This window comes from Pseudoalteromonas sp. SS15 (assembly GCF_049257195.1).
Taxonomy (GTDB): Bacteria; Pseudomonadota; Gammaproteobacteria; order Enterobacterales; family Alteromonadaceae; genus Pseudoalteromonas.
Genome location: NZ_JBMMUD010000008.1, coordinates 122369 through 143560 on the forward strand (window position 1 = coordinate 122369; position 21192 = coordinate 143560).

Genomic DNA, 21192 nt, shown 5'->3' on the forward strand with positions numbered 1-21192 from the left:
GATAGTTTTCATACGAAGGGGGGGAGGTGGAATGGCCCTCGTCAGATAACGAGGGAGGCCATTACACGTGTACTCAGGTTATGAAAGATTCGCTAACGCTTCTTTCTGAGCTGTAGGCAGGTTATCAACAACTATCTGATAAGAGTCATCGATAAACTTTTTGATTTCGTCTTCAGGTACCGTGCCATCAAGGACAATCGTGTTCCAAAGACGTTTGTTCATGTGATAACCCGGCAAAATTGATTCGTACTTATCTCTAAGTATTAATGCCTCGTCAGGATCACACTTCACATTTAACCAAAAAACAGGCTCATTGTTTTCGTCTAGTTGACCTTCTTTACCTTCGTAAAGGGTGGCAAACATCTTATGTTGCACTTTGTAAACATCGCTATCCTGCGAAAAAGGCTGCGTAATAAACGTGCCTGGTTTACTTTGCAAATAATCATGTACGCTTTGTTTATTCATAGCTCTTATCCTTGAAGTAACTATTAATTAAAACCACATGGTTTGAGTTTAGCACTTAATTCGTAAAGACAATAATCTCAGGAAAAAACATTTTAGTCTGTTTACTGAGTTTGCTTACACAATTGGGTAAACTGGGAACTCAGTTTGCTCGAAAGTGATGAGCAATAGTCAATAAACGCCTTTCTTTACATTCACAAAATCTGTGCGTAAAAACTGTGCTAAAACCTCGCCATGACGACCAGTTTAAATTTCACTTAACCTAACTATAAATCAGTTAGTTATGAAAAAATGAATAAAATACCATTTTAAAAGTGAAATTATGGCTTGGTATTAAATGAAATAATGCAATATTTTGCAACAATTAAACGTTTTTTTGTGCTTCTTTTATGCTGGTTGCTGTATAATTCGCCAATTTGAAGGGGGTGCTAATGTTAGTGATGTTTTGTTTGATTTTAAGTGCAATGGCCATTTATTGCGAAACTATTCGCCTAGGCATGCCGACAAAGCGTTGGGTTGTATTTAGTTTGGCTGTTGGTCCTATTTGTTGGGTGTTTTTGAGAGTACATTACAGAATGGCTATTTTAAGAAACATGCAAATGGGAAAACTAAAGTGTTTTAAGGTAAGCTGAACAGTTAGCTAACTACTTTTAAATCTGGTTTAGCTTGCTTATTTTTGACAGCTCTTTGTTGTTTCAAAAACTCAGTAAACTCCTCAGCTGAAAGGGGCTTAGAATAATAGTACCCTTGTACAGTTTGGCAATTTAACTCTTCTAATATTGCCAGTTGCTCTGCCTTTTCAACACCTTCTGCGACAACGTGTAACTCTAGGTTTTGAGCTATTGTTACAATCGAGTCTACCATATTTCGACCACGCTCATTGTGCATGTCGTCGACAAAAGCTTTATCGACTTTTAACGTATTCAGAGGAAACTGCTTTAGATAAGCCAGTGATGAATAACCTGTACCAAAGTCATCAATCGCCAGGTGTATGCCTCTGGCACTGAGCGAGCGCATAATATTAATGGCTTCTTGTGGGTCGTCCATGACTGTACCTTCAGTGATTTCAAGCTCAAGAAAGTAAGAGGGCAAATGGTTTTTCTGCAAGATGATATCGATACGCGTGGTAAGGTCGGGCAAACTAAATTGCTTTGCAGATAAATTAACGGCAACGCGGCCGTCAAATAAATCTTGATCTATCCAGCGCTTTACATCTTTACAGGCTTTGTCGAGCACGACCTCACCAATATCAATGATTTGTCCTGTTTCTTCCGCGATAGGAATAAACACACCTGGGCTTATAATGCCTTTTTTAGGGGTTATAAAACGGACTAGCGCTTCCATGCCGACAAGCAGGCCTGATTTGATGTCCATTTTAGGCTGGTAATAAACGACAAAATGATCTTCTTTTAAACCAAAACGCATCAGGTTTTCGATTTGTAACCGTTTAACGGCTTGTTCGTTCATAGAGTCGTTAAAGAATAAGTAGTGGTTACCTTTTTGTTTTGCATGATACATGGCTGTATCTGCATTCTTAAGTAAGATTTCTGGCGTTGCTCCATCTTCAGGAAATAGCACAATGCCAACGGAAGAGGTGATCACGAGTTCATGGTTGGCCATTTTAAATGGCGTTGCAATGGCTGCCAAAAACTGCTTAGCAGTTTTGGTAATGGTGTGAATATCATTCGTGCCGGTCATCACTAATGCGAATTCATCGCCGCCTAAACGGTAAAAGGTGTCTTGTTGTCGAGCTAGCTTGTTGAGGCGCATTGCCAGTTTTGCAAGCAAACTATCTCCGAGTTGATGACCCAGTGAGTCATTAATCTTTTTAAAGTTGTCTAAATCAAAGACCAGCAGAGCATGATGAACATCTTGCTGCGCTAATTTTTTTAAGTTAGTGAAAAATAGGTTCCTATTCGGCAGACCTGTTGTTCTATCTCTGTTAGAGAGATTATGTAGCTGCGACTCTGCTTTTTTACGCTCGGTTAAATCGGAGAAAATCACAACATAGTTTGTTACCTGCCCATGACTGTTTTTTATTTCGTCGATGCTGACTTCGATTGGTAACAAGATATTCTTAAAGTTCCTGAGCTTTAATTCTTCCTGCCAGTGCTCAGACTCTTTTAGGTTTGTTTTTACTTCACGGATATAGCCTTCATCATATCCAGGAAGAGTAAATTGCTTTCCGAGGTAGTGAGCTCTTAACCCCCCAAAGAGTTTTAAATAGCTGGGGTTGACGTCTACAAGCTGGTAATTTTTGTCATAAATGGCAATGGCGTCAGTCAGGGATTCGACACATTTAGCAAATAAGTTGAGTCGCTCTTCGGTACTTTTTAGGTGGCTAATATCACGTACCGTGCCTGTCATTCTTATAGGGTTTAAATTGGCGTCTTTTTCAATGATTTTTCCGCGATCTAACACCCAGTGGTATTGATCTAAGGTATCTCTTAGGCGGTAACTGGCTTCAAAAAAAGCCGTTTGCTCAGCAAAGTGCTGCTTAAGTAATTTGTCTACTAGGGGGAGATCTTGAGGGTGTATACGGTGAGCGTTTGGTAAAAAGCGTGCACTTTTTTCAGGTTGGTCTTGGCATACCATGTATTTATCGTTTATACGTATGATTTCCCCTGAGCTGATGTCCCAGTCCCATAGCGTATCACCACTGCCTTCAACAGTGCGTTTTAAGCGTAATTCAGACATAGCTAGGTCTTGCTGTGAACGCTTTAGCCTACGGTTTATAAATAGCAAATAGGTGGTGAATAATGTCATTAAGCCCACAGGAGCAAGCCAATAAATATTAGCTCCCAGGCTCTGTTGATTAAACTCCAATGCCATCAATGGCATGCTAAATAATGAGCTTAATAACGCTATGAACATCATTATTGTTATATTTTTAATCATAGATGTTTATTTCTCAGAACAACGCCTAATCTAATCTATGCTGAACTGAGAGTAAAGTAGATAACAGAGCCTTATCAGTTGAAAGTTAGCGTTGCATGAGAGTCTTTATTACTTATCAAAGAGATAGCATTATTGATAAATACATCTTTTGTCAGTGTTTGAAGGGCTGTCAGTAATCTAGATTGCATTGAAAAGTGGTGATCTTCATTGGTGATCGCGACCCAAAGTCGTTGAGCTCTTAGTCTCAAGTTTTTATCGTTTTCTGCAATTTGTAGCTTTAAAGCTTGCTTAGCCTCTAAAAATGCCTCAGAACTTAATTCAGACAAATTATCTAAGAACATTTTGATAAATTCTTCATGGCTTTGCAGCAGTAGTAGGCTAGAGTTATTTGGAGATTGCACATAAAACGCTAGCCCTGCACGAGTATTAAATGGCGCATAGCCCGCACCAACAAGATATCCTAATTGTTGTTTTGTTCTGAGTTCATCAAAATACAGATGCTGTACAAGTTGATTAATAAGCATGAGTTGTACTTTTTCATCAACATCTGAAGTTTTTGCTTGGATATAATATAGTAATCCATGTTCAGCCTGTTCTTTGAAAGAAGCATGCGTCATGTGTTGTTTGAGTTTAATAAGGGGGCGTTTTAAATCTTCTAAGATTTCGCTTTCTTTGAAGGTTTCTTTGATGCTGTTTAGCATATCTTCAGCATCACTTTCACGCCAATTACCATACATAAATGCTTTAATGTGTATGGCTTTAAAAAATGCACGTCTAAATTCATTGAACTCATTAAATGTAATGCCTTTTAGACTTTGCGCTAAGTCTTCAGGAGCTGGATTCCAAGGCATTAGATGTGCCCCTAATATGCTAAATAGCTCAGACACAGGTTTATTATGGTTATGTTGAAGCCAATGTCTTGATAGTTGTTTTTTATATTCAGCAAATCGAATAGGGTTAATATCTTGAGATAAAATATAGCTGAGCAACTCTATTGCAAATTCAGGCTGGTTTGCCGAGAGACCAGCTGTATTGAGCGTCAAACCACCTTGATGAGAGGTGATATGGTAGTTAAGCCCCGCAAGTTCTGCTGAATAGAAAGGCTCTGCGAGACTATCCATTAATAAATCGGCTAATAACCGTGTGAGTGCCATGTTCTTAACACAATTAACCGCGACTTTTGAATCTATCTCGATATATAGGTGACCTTTTGTGACTTTGAATTCTGTGTCTTGTTTAAACCAGAAATTTAATCCTTCTTTGAAAGCGAGCTTTTTTGGCACAGAGAAAGACGGCGCGCTGGTGTGTAACACTTGTTTTGTTTTTAAATAAGGATTGACGCTAGGCATCTTCATTTCAGGAAGAGGGTGTTTTATTTTATCAAGTGTCTCAAGCCATTGCGTAGGTAAATCTTCTACCAGATAAGCTGTGTTATACCACTGGGCTCTTTTATTAGTTGCAACACCTTGATGAATTAAAACGACTCGCATGTTCTTAGCCGATAAGTATTGGCAAAGCTTTTTGTGTAACTGAGGCTCGAACCCAGTCATGACATAATCACCGCATAAATAATCCGCTTCATCGAAGTGGTGCATATTCACGCTCAAGGCATTTACCCACTCTACTAATTTGCTTGGTTCTTGATTGTCAAAGGCGATTTCTAATAAAGCTTGTTTGTCGGCATAGAGAGCAGGTAAGTCGGCAAACTTATGCTCGATTAGTGCGATATATTCGAATAACATTTCAATGATGTCTTCGTAAAATTCGATCCCTTGCTCCGTGAGTGCAAAGCTGACATTAAAGTCTTTATAATTACTGCCACTCACGCCGCCACCGGCTGAAAGCGCATTGATCCAACCTTGGGCTTTTAATATTGAGTACAGTGAGCCTTCGCCTTCAAAGCCTATCAAGTGAGCTAAAAAGCTCAAACTCTTAGATTTATAAAGGTTATGTACATTAGGCATAGCAAAGCTAACAATCAGTTTCTGCATTTGCTTTTTAGGCGTAATGTGAATGAGTTTACCCAGATCATTGCTACGGTAGAGAGGTACATTGATAGCGGGTTTAATACTTTGACTTGAAGGCACCTTAGAAAAATATTGTCTAGCCATATCGGCTAACTCATTCAACGATTGCGGTCCGGCAATGGCTAATGTCATCCATTGGGCAAGGTAATGGGTGTTGAAAAATTGACGCAACTCGTCTGAGATGCAGGTGTCTCTGTCTTCTAATGTTTGGTGGTTGCCAACGGCAAACTTTGCAAATGGATGAGCAGGATTTGCCGTTTCTTTATGTACTTGATAAATGCGTCGACCATCATCTTTAGTTTTCATTTTGTATTCGGCATCTATCGCATTTCGCTCACTCACAGCTTGAAGCTTGTCGAACAAGGGAGCAATAAAAAACTGGCTGAAAATGTCTAATGCGGCATGTAATTGTTGATGATCACAATCGAAAAAATAGCTACTGTGTTCTGTGCCAGTCCATGCATTACAATGCCCGCCAGCTTGATTAATGAATTGAGAAAAATAGCCGGGGTCAGGGTAGGCTTCAGTACCGAGAAATAACATATGTTCAATAAAATGTGCCATACCTTGGCGATCGCTAGGATCATCAAAGTGTCCAGCATTGACGGTCAGTGACGCTGCAGATTTTTTTGAATCTAAGTCTTGTACAAGCAGTACTTTCAGACCATTGTCGAGTGTAAGAGTTTGATAGCTGCGTTTATCATTATTGCTAATTTTCAAGAGTCTGCCGCCGATATAAAGTAAGAGATGAGGCCAATTTGAACTAACTTACCGCTGCTTAGGTTCTTTGGATTGTCATGTGTTTTGTTTTAATATAGCGAACAAAGTGGCTAAGTTGCTACCGCTTTACTGAAAATTATTACTCTAAGTGTTTGAGGTTTTATGAAAACAATCTTAATTATGCGCCATGGTGAAGCCGAACCTATGCAAGCTGATGATGCCGCAAGAGCGCTGACCCCACGTGGAGTAAGCCAAGCGAGTGAAATGGCGCTATGGATTAAAGCGCATTATCAGCCAAAGGCAGTACTCGTGAGCCCTTTTATTAGAGCGCAGCAAACAGCCGAGCAAGTTGTTAAGCACAACCCTGCAGATTATTTTGAAGTGTGTAAAGATATCGTCCCCAGCGGTGATGCGCGATTTGCGATTGATTATCTCGAAACTTTAATGAGTTTGAACCCAGAGATTGAGATTTGGCTTCTGGTAGCGCACATGCCAATTGTGAGTTATTTGGTCGACCAATTGAGCCCAGGTGATATGCCAATATTTTCTACAGCTGGCATTGCGGTTATTCGTTATGATGAAAAAAACAGAAAAGCGGATTTTTTAAAAATAGTCTCTCCTTCACTTTAGTTTGTTTATTGTACAAACTTAAAATCTCTCCCTTGCTTAAATAAAGCTTCAAATTAACGTCTGCCTATGCTGGTACAGGACAAATGTCCTTGTTTCTGTTTTTTAATGAGAAAATAAAAGTTGTTAAAATCGGTAATCTTGTAGATAAAATTTATTATTTTTGGCTTTTTTGGGGTTATTTGAAGCAAATTTGAAATTTGCTGTTATAATTATGCCGTTAGATTCAGCCTTAGAATTCGTTTTGCACTCTCGACTCTAAGGTCCGCATTGTACATTCAGTATAGGCGAAAAATTGAACTAATCACGCCAATGTGATACGGCGCCCATATTTTACCGTTGAACAATAGAGTGCTTATAAAAGGTTTACCCCAAACATGAAAGCAATCAAAAGATCTACGTTAGCAGTTTTAGTCAATGCAGCGTTGTTCTCTACTGTAGCAAGTACTTCGTTCATCTCGCATGCTGAAGAGCAAGAAGCTAAGAGCAATCAGCTAGAAGTTATTCAAGTAACAGCACGTAAACGTGTTGAAAATGCGCAAGAAGTACCTGTGTCTGTGTCAGCCCTTCAAGGCGATGGATTAGACGCATATAGCTCAGCGGGTATGGATATTCGCTTCATGAACGCAAAAATCCCAAGTTTATCTGTTGAATCATCATTCGGCCGTACTTTCCCGCGCTTTTATGTTCGTGGCTTGGGTAATACCGATTTTGACTTGAACGCGTCACAACCTGTTTCATTAGTTGTTGACGAAATTGTTCAAGAAAACCCTATTCTTAAAGGTTTCCCTGTATTTGATATCGAGCGTATCGAAGTACTAAGAGGCCCACAAGGCACACTGTTTGGTCGTAACACGCCAGCAGGTCTTGTAAAGTTTGACTCAGTTAAGCCAAGCCAAGAGTTCGATGCATACAGTGCTGTGTCTTACGGCAGCAAAGGCTCAGTAGACTTTGAAGGTGCTGTAGGTACTGGTCTAACTGACAAACTTTCAACGCGTGTTTCTCTACTTATTCAAGATCGTCCAGATTACATCGACGTAAAAGCACCTGGCTTCGAAAAAGAAGACTCTCTTGGTGGTTACAATGAAAAAGCAGCACGTGTTCAGTTTTTATATGAAGGTGATGACTTCACTGGTCTTTTAAACTATCACAAGCGTGACCTAGATGGTCGTCCAATTGCATTCCGTGCAAACCTAATTGAAAAGGGCACAAATAACATCAACCCACTGTATGACAATGATGTTGTTTACCATGATGCCGCTTCACGTTCAACTCAACAGGTAAATACGCAAGGTTTGAGCCTTAAACTTGAATGGGACTTAAAAGAGCACACAGTAACGTCGATCACTGGTTGGGAAAGTGCTGAAATCTATTCTCGCGCTGACGTAGATGGTGGTTACGGTGCATCATTCTTACCTGCAATGGGCCCAGGCTTTATCCCGTTTGCATCTGAAACTGCTGATGCAATCCCTGAGCATGACCAATATACGCAAGAGCTTCGTCTTTCAAGTAACTTCTCTGGCGATATGAACTACCAAGTAGGTGTGTTCTTATACGAAGAAGATTTAGTAATCGAAAGCTTCAGTTTTGACACGTTTGCTTGGGACGCAGCAGCAAACAATTATGGCTTACAAAACGGTTATGCAATCCAAGACCAAAGTACGTCGGCGTGGGCACTATTTGGTTCATTTGATTACACTGTATCTGATGAACTAAAAGTAACAGCTGGTATTCGTTACTCAAACGATGAAAAAGAGTTCTACGCGAAGCGCACGAAAACACCGGTGCCATTTACAGGCGCGACAGACTTTAAAGAAGGCTCAGCAAATCCAGATGACAGCCATGTATCTTGGGACTTAAGTGCAACTTATAAGTACACTGATGACATTAACTTATTCGCACGTATCGCTAACGGTTTCCGTGCGCCGAGTGTTCAGGGCCGTATCTTATTCGGTGATGAAGTAACAGTTGCCAAGTCTGAAACGACTAATTCAATTGAAGCGGGTATCAAGTCTGATGTTTTAGATGGTCAAGGCCGTGTTAACGCGACAGTATTCTATTACCAGATGAATGACCAACAGTTAACAGCTGTAGGTGGCGACGCTAACTTTAACCGTCTGATCAATGCTGATAAGACAACAGGTTACGGTATCGAGCTTGACTCAGAGTGGGTTTTAACTGACGAGTTAAACGCAACATTTAACCTGAGCTACAACAAAACTGAGCTGAGCGATAAAGACCTAGCTGTTCAAGTGTGTGCTCAGTGTACAGTAACAAACAAAGTAGAGAACGGTTTAGCGGTTTTAGATGGTAACAGCTTACCACACGCGCCAGAGTGGATTGCGAACGCGACTCTTCGTTACACCAAAGAACTTGAGGGCGGTGATTTCTTCGTCTACTCAGATGTATCTTACCGTAGCGAAATTGACTTCTTCTTATATGAAGCGGTTGAGTTCAAAGGTGAAGCGTTATTTGAAGCCGGTGTACGTGCAGGTTACCAATGGTTAGCTGGCGACAACGAATATGAAGCATCTGTATTTGTACGTAACTTATTTGACGAGCAAGTGGTTATTGGTGGCGTAGACTTCAATAACAACACTGGTATGTTAAATGAAGAGCGTTACATTGGTGCTGAATTTAAAGTACGCTTTTTCTAATCTTATTTCGAAATAGAAATTCGTTTTAGTAAAAACCCGCATTTTTGCGGGTTTTTTTATATTTCGAAAACATAGTATTTAGCCTTATGCCGATTATACCAATCCGCTTAACTAAGAGGTCTATTTTGAGGCAAGAAAACCTCGTGGTAGCACCGCTCACGCGTCCTGCTATCGCTGAGGTACCTACATCCATGTAGGCAAGGCAAATATTTCGTTATTTAGTTGTTCTAAATGAGAAATCTTTAACGCAGCTATCATCAGGTTTAGTCCCTCAAAATGATTAAGTGTTATTGCGGATTGGTATTAGCCTCAAATAAGTCACATTGAGGATTGGTATTAATAAAATGAGCTGGTAAAGTTGCCCTAAATTGAAAGTAAGAGAAAAATTATGTCTGGATTTTGGAATTACCGTGTTATTTTTTGTGAAGCAACTAAAGATGAAGCGGCGCTTTATCAAATTCACGAAGTTGAATATAACTTAAATGGTAAAGTAACAAATTGGTCTGAAACAGGTGCTGCACCTTTTGGCCGCACAGTTGAAGAGCTTCAAGCTGATACAGACCGTTTAAAGTCTGCGTTTGAAAAGCCAATCTTAAAAGTAGTACGCCAACCTCGAGGCTATACGCTTGTTGAGGTTGAGTCAGGCGAAGAAGCAACAGCTGAAGTACCTGAGAGCTTAAAGCAATAATCTAAAAGCAATCAATTCAAGGAGAGAAACATGGAAAAGCGAGCATTACTGATAGATTTTGACGGCACCTTGGTTGATTCTGAAGTCGTTCATTATGACAGCTGGCAACATGTTTTATCTCCTTTTGACATTCATTATACAGAGCAAGCTTTTTGCTTAGAGTTTGCGGGTGTCCCTACCTTACAAGCCGCAACAGTAATAAAGGCACGGCATAATTTAGATGTCTCAGCTCAGTGGCTATGTGAGCAAAAGAATCAGCAGTTTGTTTTAACATCTGAACAGGTAAAACCAAGGTTATTAGCAGGCGTTAAAGCTTTCCTCAATGCAGCTAAACAGCAGTTTACCTTGGTGTTAGTAACGGGCAGCACACGCAACGAAGCGATCCCTGTATTAGCGCACTACGAATTATTAGACTTGTTCAGTGCGACGATATGCAAAGACGATGTAATCAACCCAAAACCCGATCCTGAGCCATATTTAAAAGCACTTGAACTTTTGTCTATAGAGCCCCAGGAAGCATTTGCCTTAGAAGACAGTTCAACGGGCCTACAAAGTGCGACAGCTGCGGGCGTACTGACAGTTGTTATCCCTCATGAATATTCAAAATCTCAAGATCACAGCAAAGCCTGTTTTATTGCCAATGATATTATTGGGGCTTGGGGGTATATCCAAAAAAACTCGTATATTGAGACGATATAAGGGTCACAATACTTCAGTTAGTGAGTGCAGCTAGGAAGTCTAAACTCATTATTAACCTTACTTCAGCGCATAAGGAGCCATGCGTATGTATTATTTTTATTTTTTAGCTTTTTTATTGCTAAGCTCACCTTCTTGGGCAAATACCTCACCCGCGCAATTAGCTTCTGTATTCCACGATACACACCAAGTCGAACACTATTTAGTGAGTGAAAAATATGATGGTGTGCGTGCCATTTGGGATGGCACACAACTTAAAACTCGACGCGGTAACTCAATTCATGCACCAGTTTGGTTTACAGAGAAGTTGCCAAACACCTACCTAGATGGAGAACTTTGGGTCGACTACGGGCAATTTGAGTTTGTCAGTGGTCTTGCCAGACAGCTGAACGGCAATGATGAGGACTGGCGTAAAGTAAAATATATGATCTTTGATATGCCAAAAGCGTCAGGGAGTTTTGCTGAACGCTATAGAAAGTATCTGCAATTGGTCACTGTAATCAGGCAGTCTCATATTCAAGCCATTAAGCAGCAAAGCTTTGCGAGTAGAGCTCAATTAGATGATTACTTTGATGAAGTGGTGGCAAAAGGCGGAGAGGGGGTAATGTTACATTTAGCCACTGCTTCACATTTCGCAGGCCGTTCAGCACAATTGTTAAAGTACAAACCTTACTCAGATGCCGAAGCAGTTGTAATTGGTTATAGCGAGGGTAAGGGTAAGTACCAAGGCAAAACAGGCGCTTTGATCGTGCGTAATTTAGATGATGGTATTGAGTTCAAAGTAGGCTCGGGGTTAACTGATGCACTCAGAGCGAAACCGCCCAAAATAGGCACAGTGATCACCTATCGTTATCAAGATAAAACAAAATATAACAAGCCGCGTTTTGCACGGTTTTTAAGGGTGAGAGAAATATTTTAAACTCAGTTTTATCTGTGTTACTCTGCGCGACCTTTTTTGTGTCGGAGGTTAGAGATGATAGTTGGATTTGATTACGGTAGTTCAAATTGTGCGATGGGGGTGATGCGTGACTCTCAGGTGACGCTCGTTAAATTAGAAAACAACAAACATTATTTACCTTCGACTTTATATGCACAGCATAACGCATTGATCTCAGATTATGTCGCACATAATTTACATCAGGGTGATGTAGAGGGTTTTAGACTATCTAGGGCGCACCTTTTAAATGCTGTACCGGCTATTAAACGTGACCTAGATTTAGAGCCTTGTGATACCGGTATTTCTATTGGTCAGGCAGCCATAGAAGAGTATATCGATTTTCCAGAAGATGGCTATTTCGTTAAATCTCCAAAATCGTTCTTCGGTGCAGTAGGCTTAAAGCCACAACAAATCGCATTTTTTGAAGACATTGCCAGCACCATGATCATGCAAATCAAACACCGTGCAGAGCAACAACTGGGATATGAACTGACACACACTGTTATTGGCCGTCCGGTAAACTTTCAGGCTATTGGTGGTGAAGAAAGCAACCAACAAGCGGTGAGTATCTTAACCACAGCAGCAAAACGCGCAGGCTTTAAAGAAGTGGAATTCTTATTTGAGCCTTTGGCTGCGGGGGTTGATTTTGAATCTGGACTCACGACTGACAAAAAAGTGCTGGTGGTCGATATCGGTGGGGGTACTTCTGACTGCTCGTTTGTGCAAATGGGACCAAGTTTTAGAGACAATGCTTGTCGTAATGCTGACTTTTTATCGCATACCGGTAAGCGTATTGGCGGTAACGATTTAGACATAGCATTGGCGTTTTATGAACTAACAGATTTATTAGGTCGTGACGATAAGTTTAAGTCAGGCCTTCCTATGCCTAACCAGTTGTTTTGGCAAGCATGTAAAATTAACGACCTGCAAATGCAAAGCGACTTTTACTCAGATAAAAACCATCGTGACTTAACCACGATGCTTCGCGAGATAGAGCAACCTGAGCGATTACAGCGTTTAATCACAGTGCAAGAAAACAAGCTTTCTCACCGTTTAGTAAGACAAGCTGAATTAATGAAAATCGCGTTAAGTGCTGACTCGCAGAGTCACTGTGATATGAGCTTTATTGCTAAAGACTTAGCTAAATTGATCACCGATGCACAATTAGCCGATGCTTTAGAAAACAGTTTAGAGCAGATCTGCACCTTGGCCGAACAAGCTATTCAAGATGCAGGAACACAACCTGATGTGATTTATTTAACGGGCGGCAGTGCGCAATCGCCACTATTAAAGGCGGCGCTAAAACAACGACTGGGTGATATTGAGATGTTAAGCGGCGATAACTTTGGAAGTGTCACCGCCGGTTTAACCAAGTGGGCTGAAAAGTTGTTTAGATAAACACTTTTGAATTTATATAGTTTGTTAGGTATTTAGTCGCGTTGCCAAGTATTTGTCGTAATCAGGTAAAGCGCGGCTAAACTCAGTACTCATCAAAGATGAATGCAATAGCATATCGGCGGTTGCTTCATTACAGGCCACTGGAATATTCCACACAGCAGCCAAGCGCAACAGTGCTTTAACATCTGGGTCGTGCGGCTGTGAAGCTAGGGGATCCCAGAAAAATACCAACATATGTATTTGATGCTCTGCTATTTTCGCCCCAAGCTGTTGGTCGCCACCCATAGGACCGCTAAGTAGTTTATTGACGCTAAGACCAGTTGCTTGCTCAATGACATTACCTGTTGTGCCTGTGGCAGAGAGCGTGTGACGTTCAAGGGTATTCCTATGAGCTAAACACCAGGCTTTTAACGCGTCTTTCTTACCATCATGGGCAACCAGTGCAATGTGCTTATTTGCTGGGATTTTCTCAACCTTGGTTTCCATACTCATTTCTCTTTTTTATTTATTAGAGTAACAAGTTAATCGCAAGGGCGATAAAAATAAAGCCCGAAAAGCGGTCTATCCAGATTGGCGCGCTTGGGTGCTGCCTAAAGTAGCCAGCGATTTTGTCACCGCTGTAAATGTAGGCGCAATCTATTGGGAAAGCCAAAATAGGGTAAAGCAAACCAAACATTGCCAGTTGTAAAGTGGTTGAAGAGAGTGTTGGGTCAACAAACTGCGGAATAAAAGCAATAAAGAATAGTGCCACTTTAGGATTAAGTACTTCGGTCATCATGGCTTGAACAAATACATTCCCCTGTTTTTTAGTGCTTACATGGGGTTTATCTTCAGAATCAACTTGCTTTTTAAATGTGTCTTTAAGAGTTACAAAACCCAAATAACATAAATAGGCTGCGCCTAGATATTGCACCGTCGCATAGGCAGTTTCAGAGGCTTTTAAAATTGCCGACAGTCCTACTACAGCAAAAATAGTATGAATAACGCCACCTGCGGCAAATCCTAACGCACTTTGCATACCTGCTTTTCGGCCATGGGTAAATGTTTGTGCCATTAAGAATGCATTTGAAGGGCCTGGAGCCACTGCAATAACCGCACTAGCAATTAAAAAAGAAACGACAGATTCGGGATTGAGCATCGCACTTAAATTATTGTTGTTATTGAATGGGGCAGAGTATAAGCGGGTTTGAATAAAATATACAGGGGTAAACAAAAGCGGGCATGAAGCCCGCTTAAAAATGGTTGGTTAGAATACTACAGTCTGAGTGCTTGAACAGGCTGAAGTACTACCTTGTTCACAAACTTGGTAGCTGTAGCTACCGCCGCCTTTACCACCGATGCTGTCAGTGTAGCTATTATCGTTGCTGGTTGTGACAATTTTGCTACCGTTACGGTAAATATCAACATTTGATGTGGTTGCACCTTGCCAGTTTAGGTCAACATACTTTGAACCTTTAGATTTATAACCTGAAGCAGTTAGGCTGAATGAACCACCTGTATCGCCGCCACCGTTGTCACCACCGCCATTATTACCGCCAGCACAACCATTTTGTGTTAGATAATCGTCAGCGGCTTTCGCTTTTACAATACCATAACCGAAGTAGACGTCATTACCTGCCGCACCTTGGTCTTCTGCAGTGGCTTTAAGCGCTGAACGAATTTCTTCACCAGTACATTCTGGGTGATTTGACCAAATGAGTGCAGCAAGACCAGCAACTGCAGGTGTTGCCATAGAAGTACCGCTCATTAGACCATAATCACTTGTGCCAATACTGATAGATGCCGTCGCCGCCGCCATTAATGCTGAACGGTCTTCAAAAGCTGCGCCTACTGCTGGGATTGAGGTTGTATTCGTGTCACCCAATGTTGCGTAAAGCATACCCGCTTCATTGTTTACAATGATAGCGCCCACACCGCCTGAAGCTTCACAGTTAGCCACTTTGTCATGGAATGAAATATTACCACGGTCGATTAGACATACTTTACCTGCGGCTTGTGCATCAGTTGCTTCAGCTGTGCCCATGAAGTAAACATCTGCGGTTACTGAGCCTGAGTTTTCCATTGAAGAGGTTTCAAATGGTGTGCCGTCCATAGATAGGCTTGCTGATGTTGCCATACCAGCAGGGTAAGTAGATAGCGTATCAACACCGCCAGCAGTGACTTCTACACAAATTGTTTCGTCAGTGGTAACTCGACGGCCTTTGCCTGATGTACAGCTTGGGTACTGAGAGAAATCTGCAATCTGGTTGTTTGCATCATTTGCACCAATCATCATCACTGACGGGTAACCTGCTGGGTAAGAACGAACTGAGTTGCCATCATTACCCGCAGCAGCAACCACTAGGCCGCCAGCTTGAGAGAAGCTTGCAAATGCATTTGATTCAGTGCTGTTTGAACCACCGCCACCTAGACTCATGTTGATGATGTTTGCACCTGCCTGCGAACAAAGGTTTGCAGCATGTGCAAGATCAGAAGAGTAACCCCAACCTTCAGCGTTAAATACTTTGATAATGTGCATGTCTACACCTGGTGCCATACCAACAACACCCACATTGTTGTCAGCCGCACCAATGGTACCTGCTACGTGTGTGCCGTGTGGGCCACCATGCTCGTACCAATTACCTGTACCTGAGTCGTTATCACCTGTAATGTTACCCCATATAAAATCTGGGTTTGACATATCTAGACCTGAATCAATAACACAGACTTTCATGCCAGCATTAGGATCAAAAGTTAACTGATCTGCTTGAGATTGATATACAGCATAAGGGGTGATCTGTTGCTGCATTGCATTACCTAGATCATCGTTATAGATGCCCAGTGCTTTACGCTTTTGGTCTTCTTCAATAAGTTTAATATGTGGGTTGTTTAGTAAGCCTTTTACAGTCGATAGGTCTTTACCTGAGAAACTTGCTGCGAAGAACCCATTGCCATCAACATGTAATTCAGCGCCTAATTTTTTAGCTAATGCTTTAACGACGCCTTTTTTATCGTTATCAACCTGAATGATGTAGCGGTCGTCCGCTGCGTTAACAGAAGCGGCTGAACAAACGCCTGCAAGAAGTAGTGCTGAGGTGAATTTATTAAACTTCATACTTGTTATCTCTTTTGTAATTTTTATCTGATATTTTGTAAACATCTTTTTAACAAGATCGAGATTACGCGAAATTTTTTGGTTGTAAAGGGTACAAAATTACATTTTATCGAGTTTTTTAGAATAAAAAAATCTAGGCGTAGAAGTAAAAAATATTAACGGAAGTCCAGATATTTACATGGTTTACCATAGTGGGAACGCAGGTGAGAGTAAGACCTATTAGTAAAAACAGGTCTTACCTTTTTATCATGAGTTTGAATAAAGTACGTTGCTCTTTGTTGATTTGAGTGCAATTAAAAATAACAGGCAGGTTGTTAAATGAATACCAACTTGAACCGGTGCACTCAAACCAAATTGCTGTGTTAATACAGCAAGTACTGCAGCGCCTGACATTTGCATCACACCAATGAGCGCAGATGCGGTGCCCGCTTGTTGTGCAAAGCCGCCAAGTGCTTTTCCAGCTGCAGAGCCCAATGTAAATGCAAAGCCGATAGAGGCAATATACATTGGCAGCATAAATACAACTGGTTCAGCGACACTACTAAGCACCATCATGAATAGGCCACCAAGAGTTAGCAGCGCTAATCCAAAAATTAGGCTCTGTTTAGGTGCGCTTTGAATGTATTTAGGGGCGATAAAGCTGGCTGCAATACTGATTATGGCATTCACAGTAAACCAAATTGTAAACTCAGAAATACCTTTATTTAGCTGAGTCATTACCCACTCAGGTGCTGTAGTGACAAATACCAACATAGCTGACATTGCCACCATGGTGATACAGGCATTAAACATAAATTCACTGCTTGATAGCATAGGCTGAAAGCGTCTTAAATCTAAAATATGACCAGAATAAATGGTATCTTTTGGACGCGTTTCAGGGCACAGCAAAAATAGCAATATAAAACCAAGTACGGCAAAGATAACTAAAAAGATAAAGTTACTTTGCCAGCCAAATTGTACGGTTAACCAAGCACCGAAAATAGGCGCCAATGCAGGTATAAAGCACACGATACCATTGAGGTAGGTGATCATTTTACCGCTGCCTTTATGACCGAACTGATCTCTGACAATGGCAAAAGCAGTAACAAAAGTTGCACATGCGCCAAACCCCTGCAATGCTCGGGCGGTCATGATCACGCACCAGTCATTGGTGTTTGCTGCGAGCAAGCCACCGAGTGCAAATAATGAAATACCAACCAAAGCAATGGGTCTTCTACCATATCTATCGGCAAGCGGCCCTGCAATAAGTTGTCCAAGCCCTACAGTCAGCATATAAATACCAACAGTTTGTTGCACTTGTTCATTGCTAACACTTAAACCTTGTTGCATTGCAGGAAATGCTGGTAGATATAAATCGATGCCAAGCGGACAGAAAATAACGAGTAAAATGAGAATAAAAACGCTGAGTTTTGAGTTTATTTGGGGATCAGACATGCGCACTCCTTATTGAGGCCGCGTATTTTAACGTTCTAAAATAAAAACGACAGGACTTAATACCGAGAAACGATAATATATTTTCATTTATGGCTTTTTACTTGGGGTTATATTCAATTTAGACTTGCTGAAAACTGGTCTGATGAGTTATGTTTGCTAATTAAATAAGAACAATTATTGGAGCAAAACATGGCTGCATCATTAATGGGGATTTATAAAAGTGTGCGTTGGTTACCCTTTGGTAATTGGCTATTTAGCAAAGCTGTATGTATTAAGGCACCTTACTTTGGTTCTATCAAACCGACTATTACACATTTAGAAGTGGGAAAATGCGTTGCAGTAATAAAGAAACGCCGCTCGATTCAAAATCATATTGGTACTATCCATGCCATTGCACAGTGTAATTTAGCTGAGCTGGTGGCAGGTGTCATGACTGATGCTACCGTCCCAGTTAAAACCCACCGCTGGATCCCAAAGGGAATGACAGTGCAATATCTAAAAAAGGCAGATGGTGTTCTAACCGCTGAGGCTAAAATTGACTTACCGAGAGTGTGGCAAGATAAAGAAGACTTAGTTGTACCTGTAGAAGTATTTGATCAGCACAAAACCAAAGTATTTCATGCTGACATCACTATGTATATTACTGAGCGTTAGCTTGCTCTTTGATGGGAGTGATATTGTCGGGGGCTTGCTTATGAGTAAGCTTGCCTTCTAAATGCGCACCTGCATCGATAGTCAGTGTGTCATGAGCAACGTCACCATGTACTTTGGCGGTTACTTCTAGGTGAACTGATTGCGCGTCAATGTTGCCGTTGATCGTCCCTTTAACTTGTACTTTTTCAGCGATAATATTTCCGTTAACTTCACCATTTTGACCCACGATCAGTGTCGATACTTTTAAATCGCCAGTTACTTTTCCATCTACTTGTAATTCCCCATCACAGTCAATCTGCCCAGTCACATGGGTGTTAGGTGAAATTAATGCGGGTAAACTTGCGCTGCTGTTATTTTTAAATTTATTGAACACGAGAAAGTACCTTAGCCAGTTTTATCGGATTGATATGCTTACCATTTTGTAAGACTTCATAGTGTAAATGAGTGCTGGTACTTCTGCCAGTACTTCCCATCAAAGCAATCACATCCGACTTTTCTACTTTTTGGCCTTTTTTAACTTTAATGGTGTGAAGATGACCAAAACGCGTAACTAGCCCATTGGCATGCTCAATTTCAACAAACTTACCATAGCCGCCATTTTTACCTGCTTTTGTCACAGTGCCAGCTGCAGGGGCATGGATATCAGTTTTATGCCAACCTGCGAGATCAACGCCTTTATGCATGGCTCTGCGACCTGTAATGGGATCTTTGCGATAACCAAATTGACTTGATACATAAAACTTTTCTTGTTTTACCGGCATGCTATCAGGCAGTAAAGTGATCATCTGTTCAAGTTCATTAAGTTCAACCAGCTTATCAATCACGCTTAAGTAATCGGCAGAAATATGTTGAGTGTCTAACTGGTGGTAAGGACCCCCCTGTGCGATTGGTGACGGTGCCAATTGCTTATCTAAACCAATTTCATCTAAGTGGGTATGCAATTCGCTTGCTCTTGCGGTGATGCTATTTTCGATGTGGTTGAGTAATGATGTTTGCTTATCGGCTAAGTTTTTTGACTGATCTTCAAACTCATCTTTTTCAGTGACTTGCTGTTCTGATGTTGCTGGCGTAGCGACACTTTCTGGTAAAGCCTCAACTAAGCCCTCTAATAAGTTCTGTTGTTGCGAAAGATCTTGAAGTGTTTTTGTTTGCTCGGCTAATTTTTGCTCTAATTGTTGTTTTTCTAGCTGCCAATTTGACTCAGCCGTCAAACGTTGTTTTTCTAACGTTTGTATTTGCTCTTGTTGTTGTACATAACCATAAGAGCTCACACTGACCCAGCAAACCGCACCTACAGCGGCACATAGCAAGCTTACTTGCAGGCTGCTAGGTAGGGTAAACATACTCACGTCACCATTTTGACGAAGTAATAATTGTTTTGGCTTAAATGCGCTTTTGGCTAGGTAACTGATCTTGTTCAACATAATTCTTAATAACCTGTTAACAACGCTCTACCTTAACAATATTTATGCAAAAATCCAGCTTAAAAACACAAAAAAAGGCGTGTTCTATGCACGCCTTTGATTTGAATAGTGTTTTTTATTAAGTTTTGACAGTTTATTTTGCAGGTAAAACCGTGCCTTCAACTGAACCAAAACCAATGCGGTTAAAGCCGTCTGCTTCACACCAACCGCGCATGATAACCTTGTCACCATCTTCTAAGAACTTACGCTCTTCACCATTGTTCAGTGTGATGGTTTCTTTACCGCCACGAGACAGCTCTAGCATAGAGCCAGCTTCTTCGTGCTCAGGACCTGACTGTGTACCAGAACCTAGCATATCACCAGGAATAAAGTTACAGCCGTTTACCGTGTGGTGTGTCACCATTTGTGCAACCGTCCAGTAGCTGTGCTTAAAGCTAGACTCAGAAAGCTTGCTCGGCGCTGCACCTTCAGCACGCATTTTCTCAGATTCTAGTAGTACATCCATTTGAATGTCGAAAGCACCGGCTTCACGGTTATGAGAAGACTCAAGGTACTCTAGTGGCTGAGGATCGTTTTCATCACGGTGCCATTGTGTACGGTATGGTGCTAATGCTTCTGTTGTTACAATCCAAGGTGAAACCGTTGATGCAAAGTTTTTCGCAAGGAATGGACCTAATGGTTGGTATTCCCATGCTTGTAAGTCACGTGCCGACCAGTCGTTAAATAGACAGAAACCAAATACGTGATCTTCAGCATCTTCAATGCTAATTGCATCACCAAGTTCATTACCTTTACCAAGGTATATACCTAGCTCTAATTCGTAGTCCATACGTTTTGCTGGGCCAAATGATGGTGTATCTGCGTCAGGTGCTTTAGTTTGACCTTTAGGACGTGGGAAGCTTTGACCAGATACATCAATAGAAGATGCACGGCCGTGATAACCAATTGGTACCCATTTGTAGTTAGGTAGAAGCGGGTTATCAGGGCGGAATAAGCTACCTACCGCAGTTGCGTGATATATTGACGTGTAGAAATCTGTGTAATCACCAATGTGGCAAGGCAATGCATATTCAACGTCATCTTGTGAAACTAAAGCAGACTCAAGTGCACCTTGGTGCTCAGAACCTTCACGTAGTGCTTTTGAAAGCGCTAAACGAAGTGCTGACCAATGTGCTTTGCCCATGCCCATAAACTCGTTAAGCGCAGGTGCGTTAGCTGCTTCTACCGCTTCTTGTGCTTCGCCAGAGAAAATACCTGCAGCTGCAACTACCGCTAAATCTAAAACTTGGTCGCCGATAGCAACACCACCGCGGAACTCTTCAGATGAGCCTTTACGACGGAAAGAGGCGAATGGTAGGTTTTGGATTGGGAAGTCATTACCCGCAACGTTTGCGCTGCTTACCCAGCTTTTTAAATTAATATCGTGCGTTTCATTAATAAAAGACATGGTCTTTCCTTTTGCATTAGTTGGCTAAG

Annotated in this window: 17 protein-coding genes; 7 read left to right on the forward strand and 10 right to left on the reverse strand. The window is 41.3% G+C overall.

The features are described from left to right. Positions 1-78: 78 nt before the first annotated feature. The 3 genes from AAEU28_RS16480 to AAEU28_RS16490 form a co-directional block, all read right to left on the reverse strand. The gene (locus AAEU28_RS16480; protein ID WP_421965102.1) at positions 79-465 is read right to left on the reverse strand and encodes an MmcQ/YjbR family DNA-binding protein; all 387 of its coding nucleotides are present in this window, start codon (positions 463-465) and stop codon (positions 79-81) included. A 633-nt stretch (positions 466-1098) separates the two neighbouring features. Further along, the gene (locus AAEU28_RS16485; RefSeq protein WP_421965103.1) at positions 1099-3360 is read right to left on the reverse strand and encodes a putative bifunctional diguanylate cyclase/phosphodiesterase; all 2262 of its coding nucleotides are present in this window, start codon (positions 3358-3360) and stop codon (positions 1099-1101) included. A 74-nt stretch (positions 3361-3434) separates the two neighbouring features. Continuing rightward, a complete protein-coding gene (locus AAEU28_RS16490) occupies positions 3435-6107 on the reverse strand; it encodes an insulinase family protein (RefSeq protein WP_421965104.1) in 2673 nt (890 codons plus the stop codon). A gap of 162 nt (positions 6108-6269) precedes the next feature. On the opposite strand from AAEU28_RS16490, the gene sixA reads away from it, so the two are divergent. The 6 genes from sixA to yegD all read left to right on the forward strand — a co-directional run bounded on the left by sixA (position 6270) and on the right by yegD (position 13110). Then, on the forward strand, positions 6270-6737 hold the full coding sequence (gene sixA, locus AAEU28_RS16495; RefSeq protein ID WP_421965105.1) for a phosphohistidine phosphatase SixA: 468 nt from the start codon (positions 6270-6272) through the stop codon (positions 6735-6737). Between the two features lie 374 nt (positions 6738-7111). Beyond that, positions 7112-9391 (forward strand): TonB-dependent receptor, encoded by a 2280-nt coding sequence (locus AAEU28_RS16500; protein ID WP_421965106.1) that lies wholly within the window; start codon positions 7112-7114, stop codon positions 9389-9391. Between the two features lie 388 nt (positions 9392-9779). Beyond that, positions 9780-10079 (forward strand): hypothetical protein, encoded by a 300-nt coding sequence (locus AAEU28_RS16505; protein WP_058029251.1) that lies wholly within the window; start codon positions 9780-9782, stop codon positions 10077-10079. A 30-nt stretch (positions 10080-10109) separates the two neighbouring features. Then, positions 10110-10778, forward strand: coding sequence for an HAD family hydrolase (locus AAEU28_RS16510; protein WP_421965107.1), 669 nt, complete (start codon positions 10110-10112; stop codon positions 10776-10778). Positions 10779-10857: 79 nt separating this feature from the next. After that, positions 10858-11694 (forward strand): DNA ligase, encoded by an 837-nt coding sequence (locus AAEU28_RS16515; RefSeq protein ID WP_421965108.1) that lies wholly within the window; start codon positions 10858-10860, stop codon positions 11692-11694. A gap of 54 nt (positions 11695-11748) precedes the next feature. Beyond that, positions 11749-13110, forward strand: a complete 1362-nt coding sequence (yegD, locus tag AAEU28_RS16520; protein ID WP_421965109.1) for a molecular chaperone — start codon at positions 11749-11751, stop codon at positions 13108-13110. Between the two features lie 24 nt (positions 13111-13134). Here yegD and AAEU28_RS16525 read toward each other — a convergent pair whose 3' ends face one another. The 4 genes from AAEU28_RS16525 to AAEU28_RS16540 form a co-directional block, all read right to left on the reverse strand. Further along, on the reverse strand, positions 13135-13596 hold the full coding sequence (locus AAEU28_RS16525; RefSeq protein ID WP_421965110.1) for a methylglyoxal synthase: 462 nt from the start codon (positions 13594-13596) through the stop codon (positions 13135-13137). 22 nt (positions 13597-13618) lie between these two features. Next, the gene (locus tag AAEU28_RS16530; RefSeq protein WP_421965111.1) at positions 13619-14248 is read right to left on the reverse strand and encodes a LysE family translocator; all 630 of its coding nucleotides are present in this window, start codon (positions 14246-14248) and stop codon (positions 13619-13621) included. Between the two features lie 108 nt (positions 14249-14356). Next, the gene (locus tag AAEU28_RS16535) at positions 14357-16204 is read right to left on the reverse strand and encodes a S8 family serine peptidase (RefSeq protein ID WP_421965112.1); all 1848 of its coding nucleotides are present in this window, start codon (positions 16202-16204) and stop codon (positions 14357-14359) included. Between the two features lie 246 nt (positions 16205-16450). Further along, complete coding sequence (locus AAEU28_RS16540) at positions 16451-17638, reverse strand: multidrug effflux MFS transporter (RefSeq protein ID WP_421965113.1); 1188 nt, start codon at positions 17636-17638, stop codon at positions 16451-16453. A 189-nt stretch (positions 17639-17827) separates the two neighbouring features. Between AAEU28_RS16540 and AAEU28_RS16545 the strand changes: the two genes are divergently transcribed. Beyond that, the gene (locus AAEU28_RS16545) at positions 17828-18292 is read left to right on the forward strand and encodes a hotdog fold domain-containing protein (RefSeq protein WP_421965114.1); all 465 of its coding nucleotides are present in this window, start codon (positions 17828-17830) and stop codon (positions 18290-18292) included. On the opposite strand, the gene AAEU28_RS16550 is transcribed toward AAEU28_RS16545, so the two are convergent. From AAEU28_RS16550 to fahA, 3 genes are all read right to left on the reverse strand, one after another. Continuing rightward, positions 18279-18665 (reverse strand): bactofilin family protein, encoded by a 387-nt coding sequence (locus AAEU28_RS16550; protein ID WP_138483262.1) that lies wholly within the window; start codon positions 18663-18665, stop codon positions 18279-18281. The genes AAEU28_RS16545 and AAEU28_RS16550 overlap by 14 nt on opposite strands. Further along, positions 18655-19716 carry a M23 family metallopeptidase gene (locus AAEU28_RS16555; RefSeq protein ID WP_421965115.1) on the reverse strand — a complete coding sequence of 354 codons (1062 nt, stop codon included), beginning with the start codon at positions 19714-19716 and terminating at the stop codon, positions 18655-18657. Before AAEU28_RS16555 ends, AAEU28_RS16550 begins: the two co-directional genes overlap by 11 nt. Positions 19717-19849: 133 nt before the next feature. Continuing rightward, positions 19850-21163, reverse strand: coding sequence for a fumarylacetoacetase (gene fahA, locus AAEU28_RS16560; RefSeq protein WP_421965116.1), 1314 nt, complete (start codon positions 21161-21163; stop codon positions 19850-19852). Positions 21164-21192 lie beyond the last annotated feature (29 nt).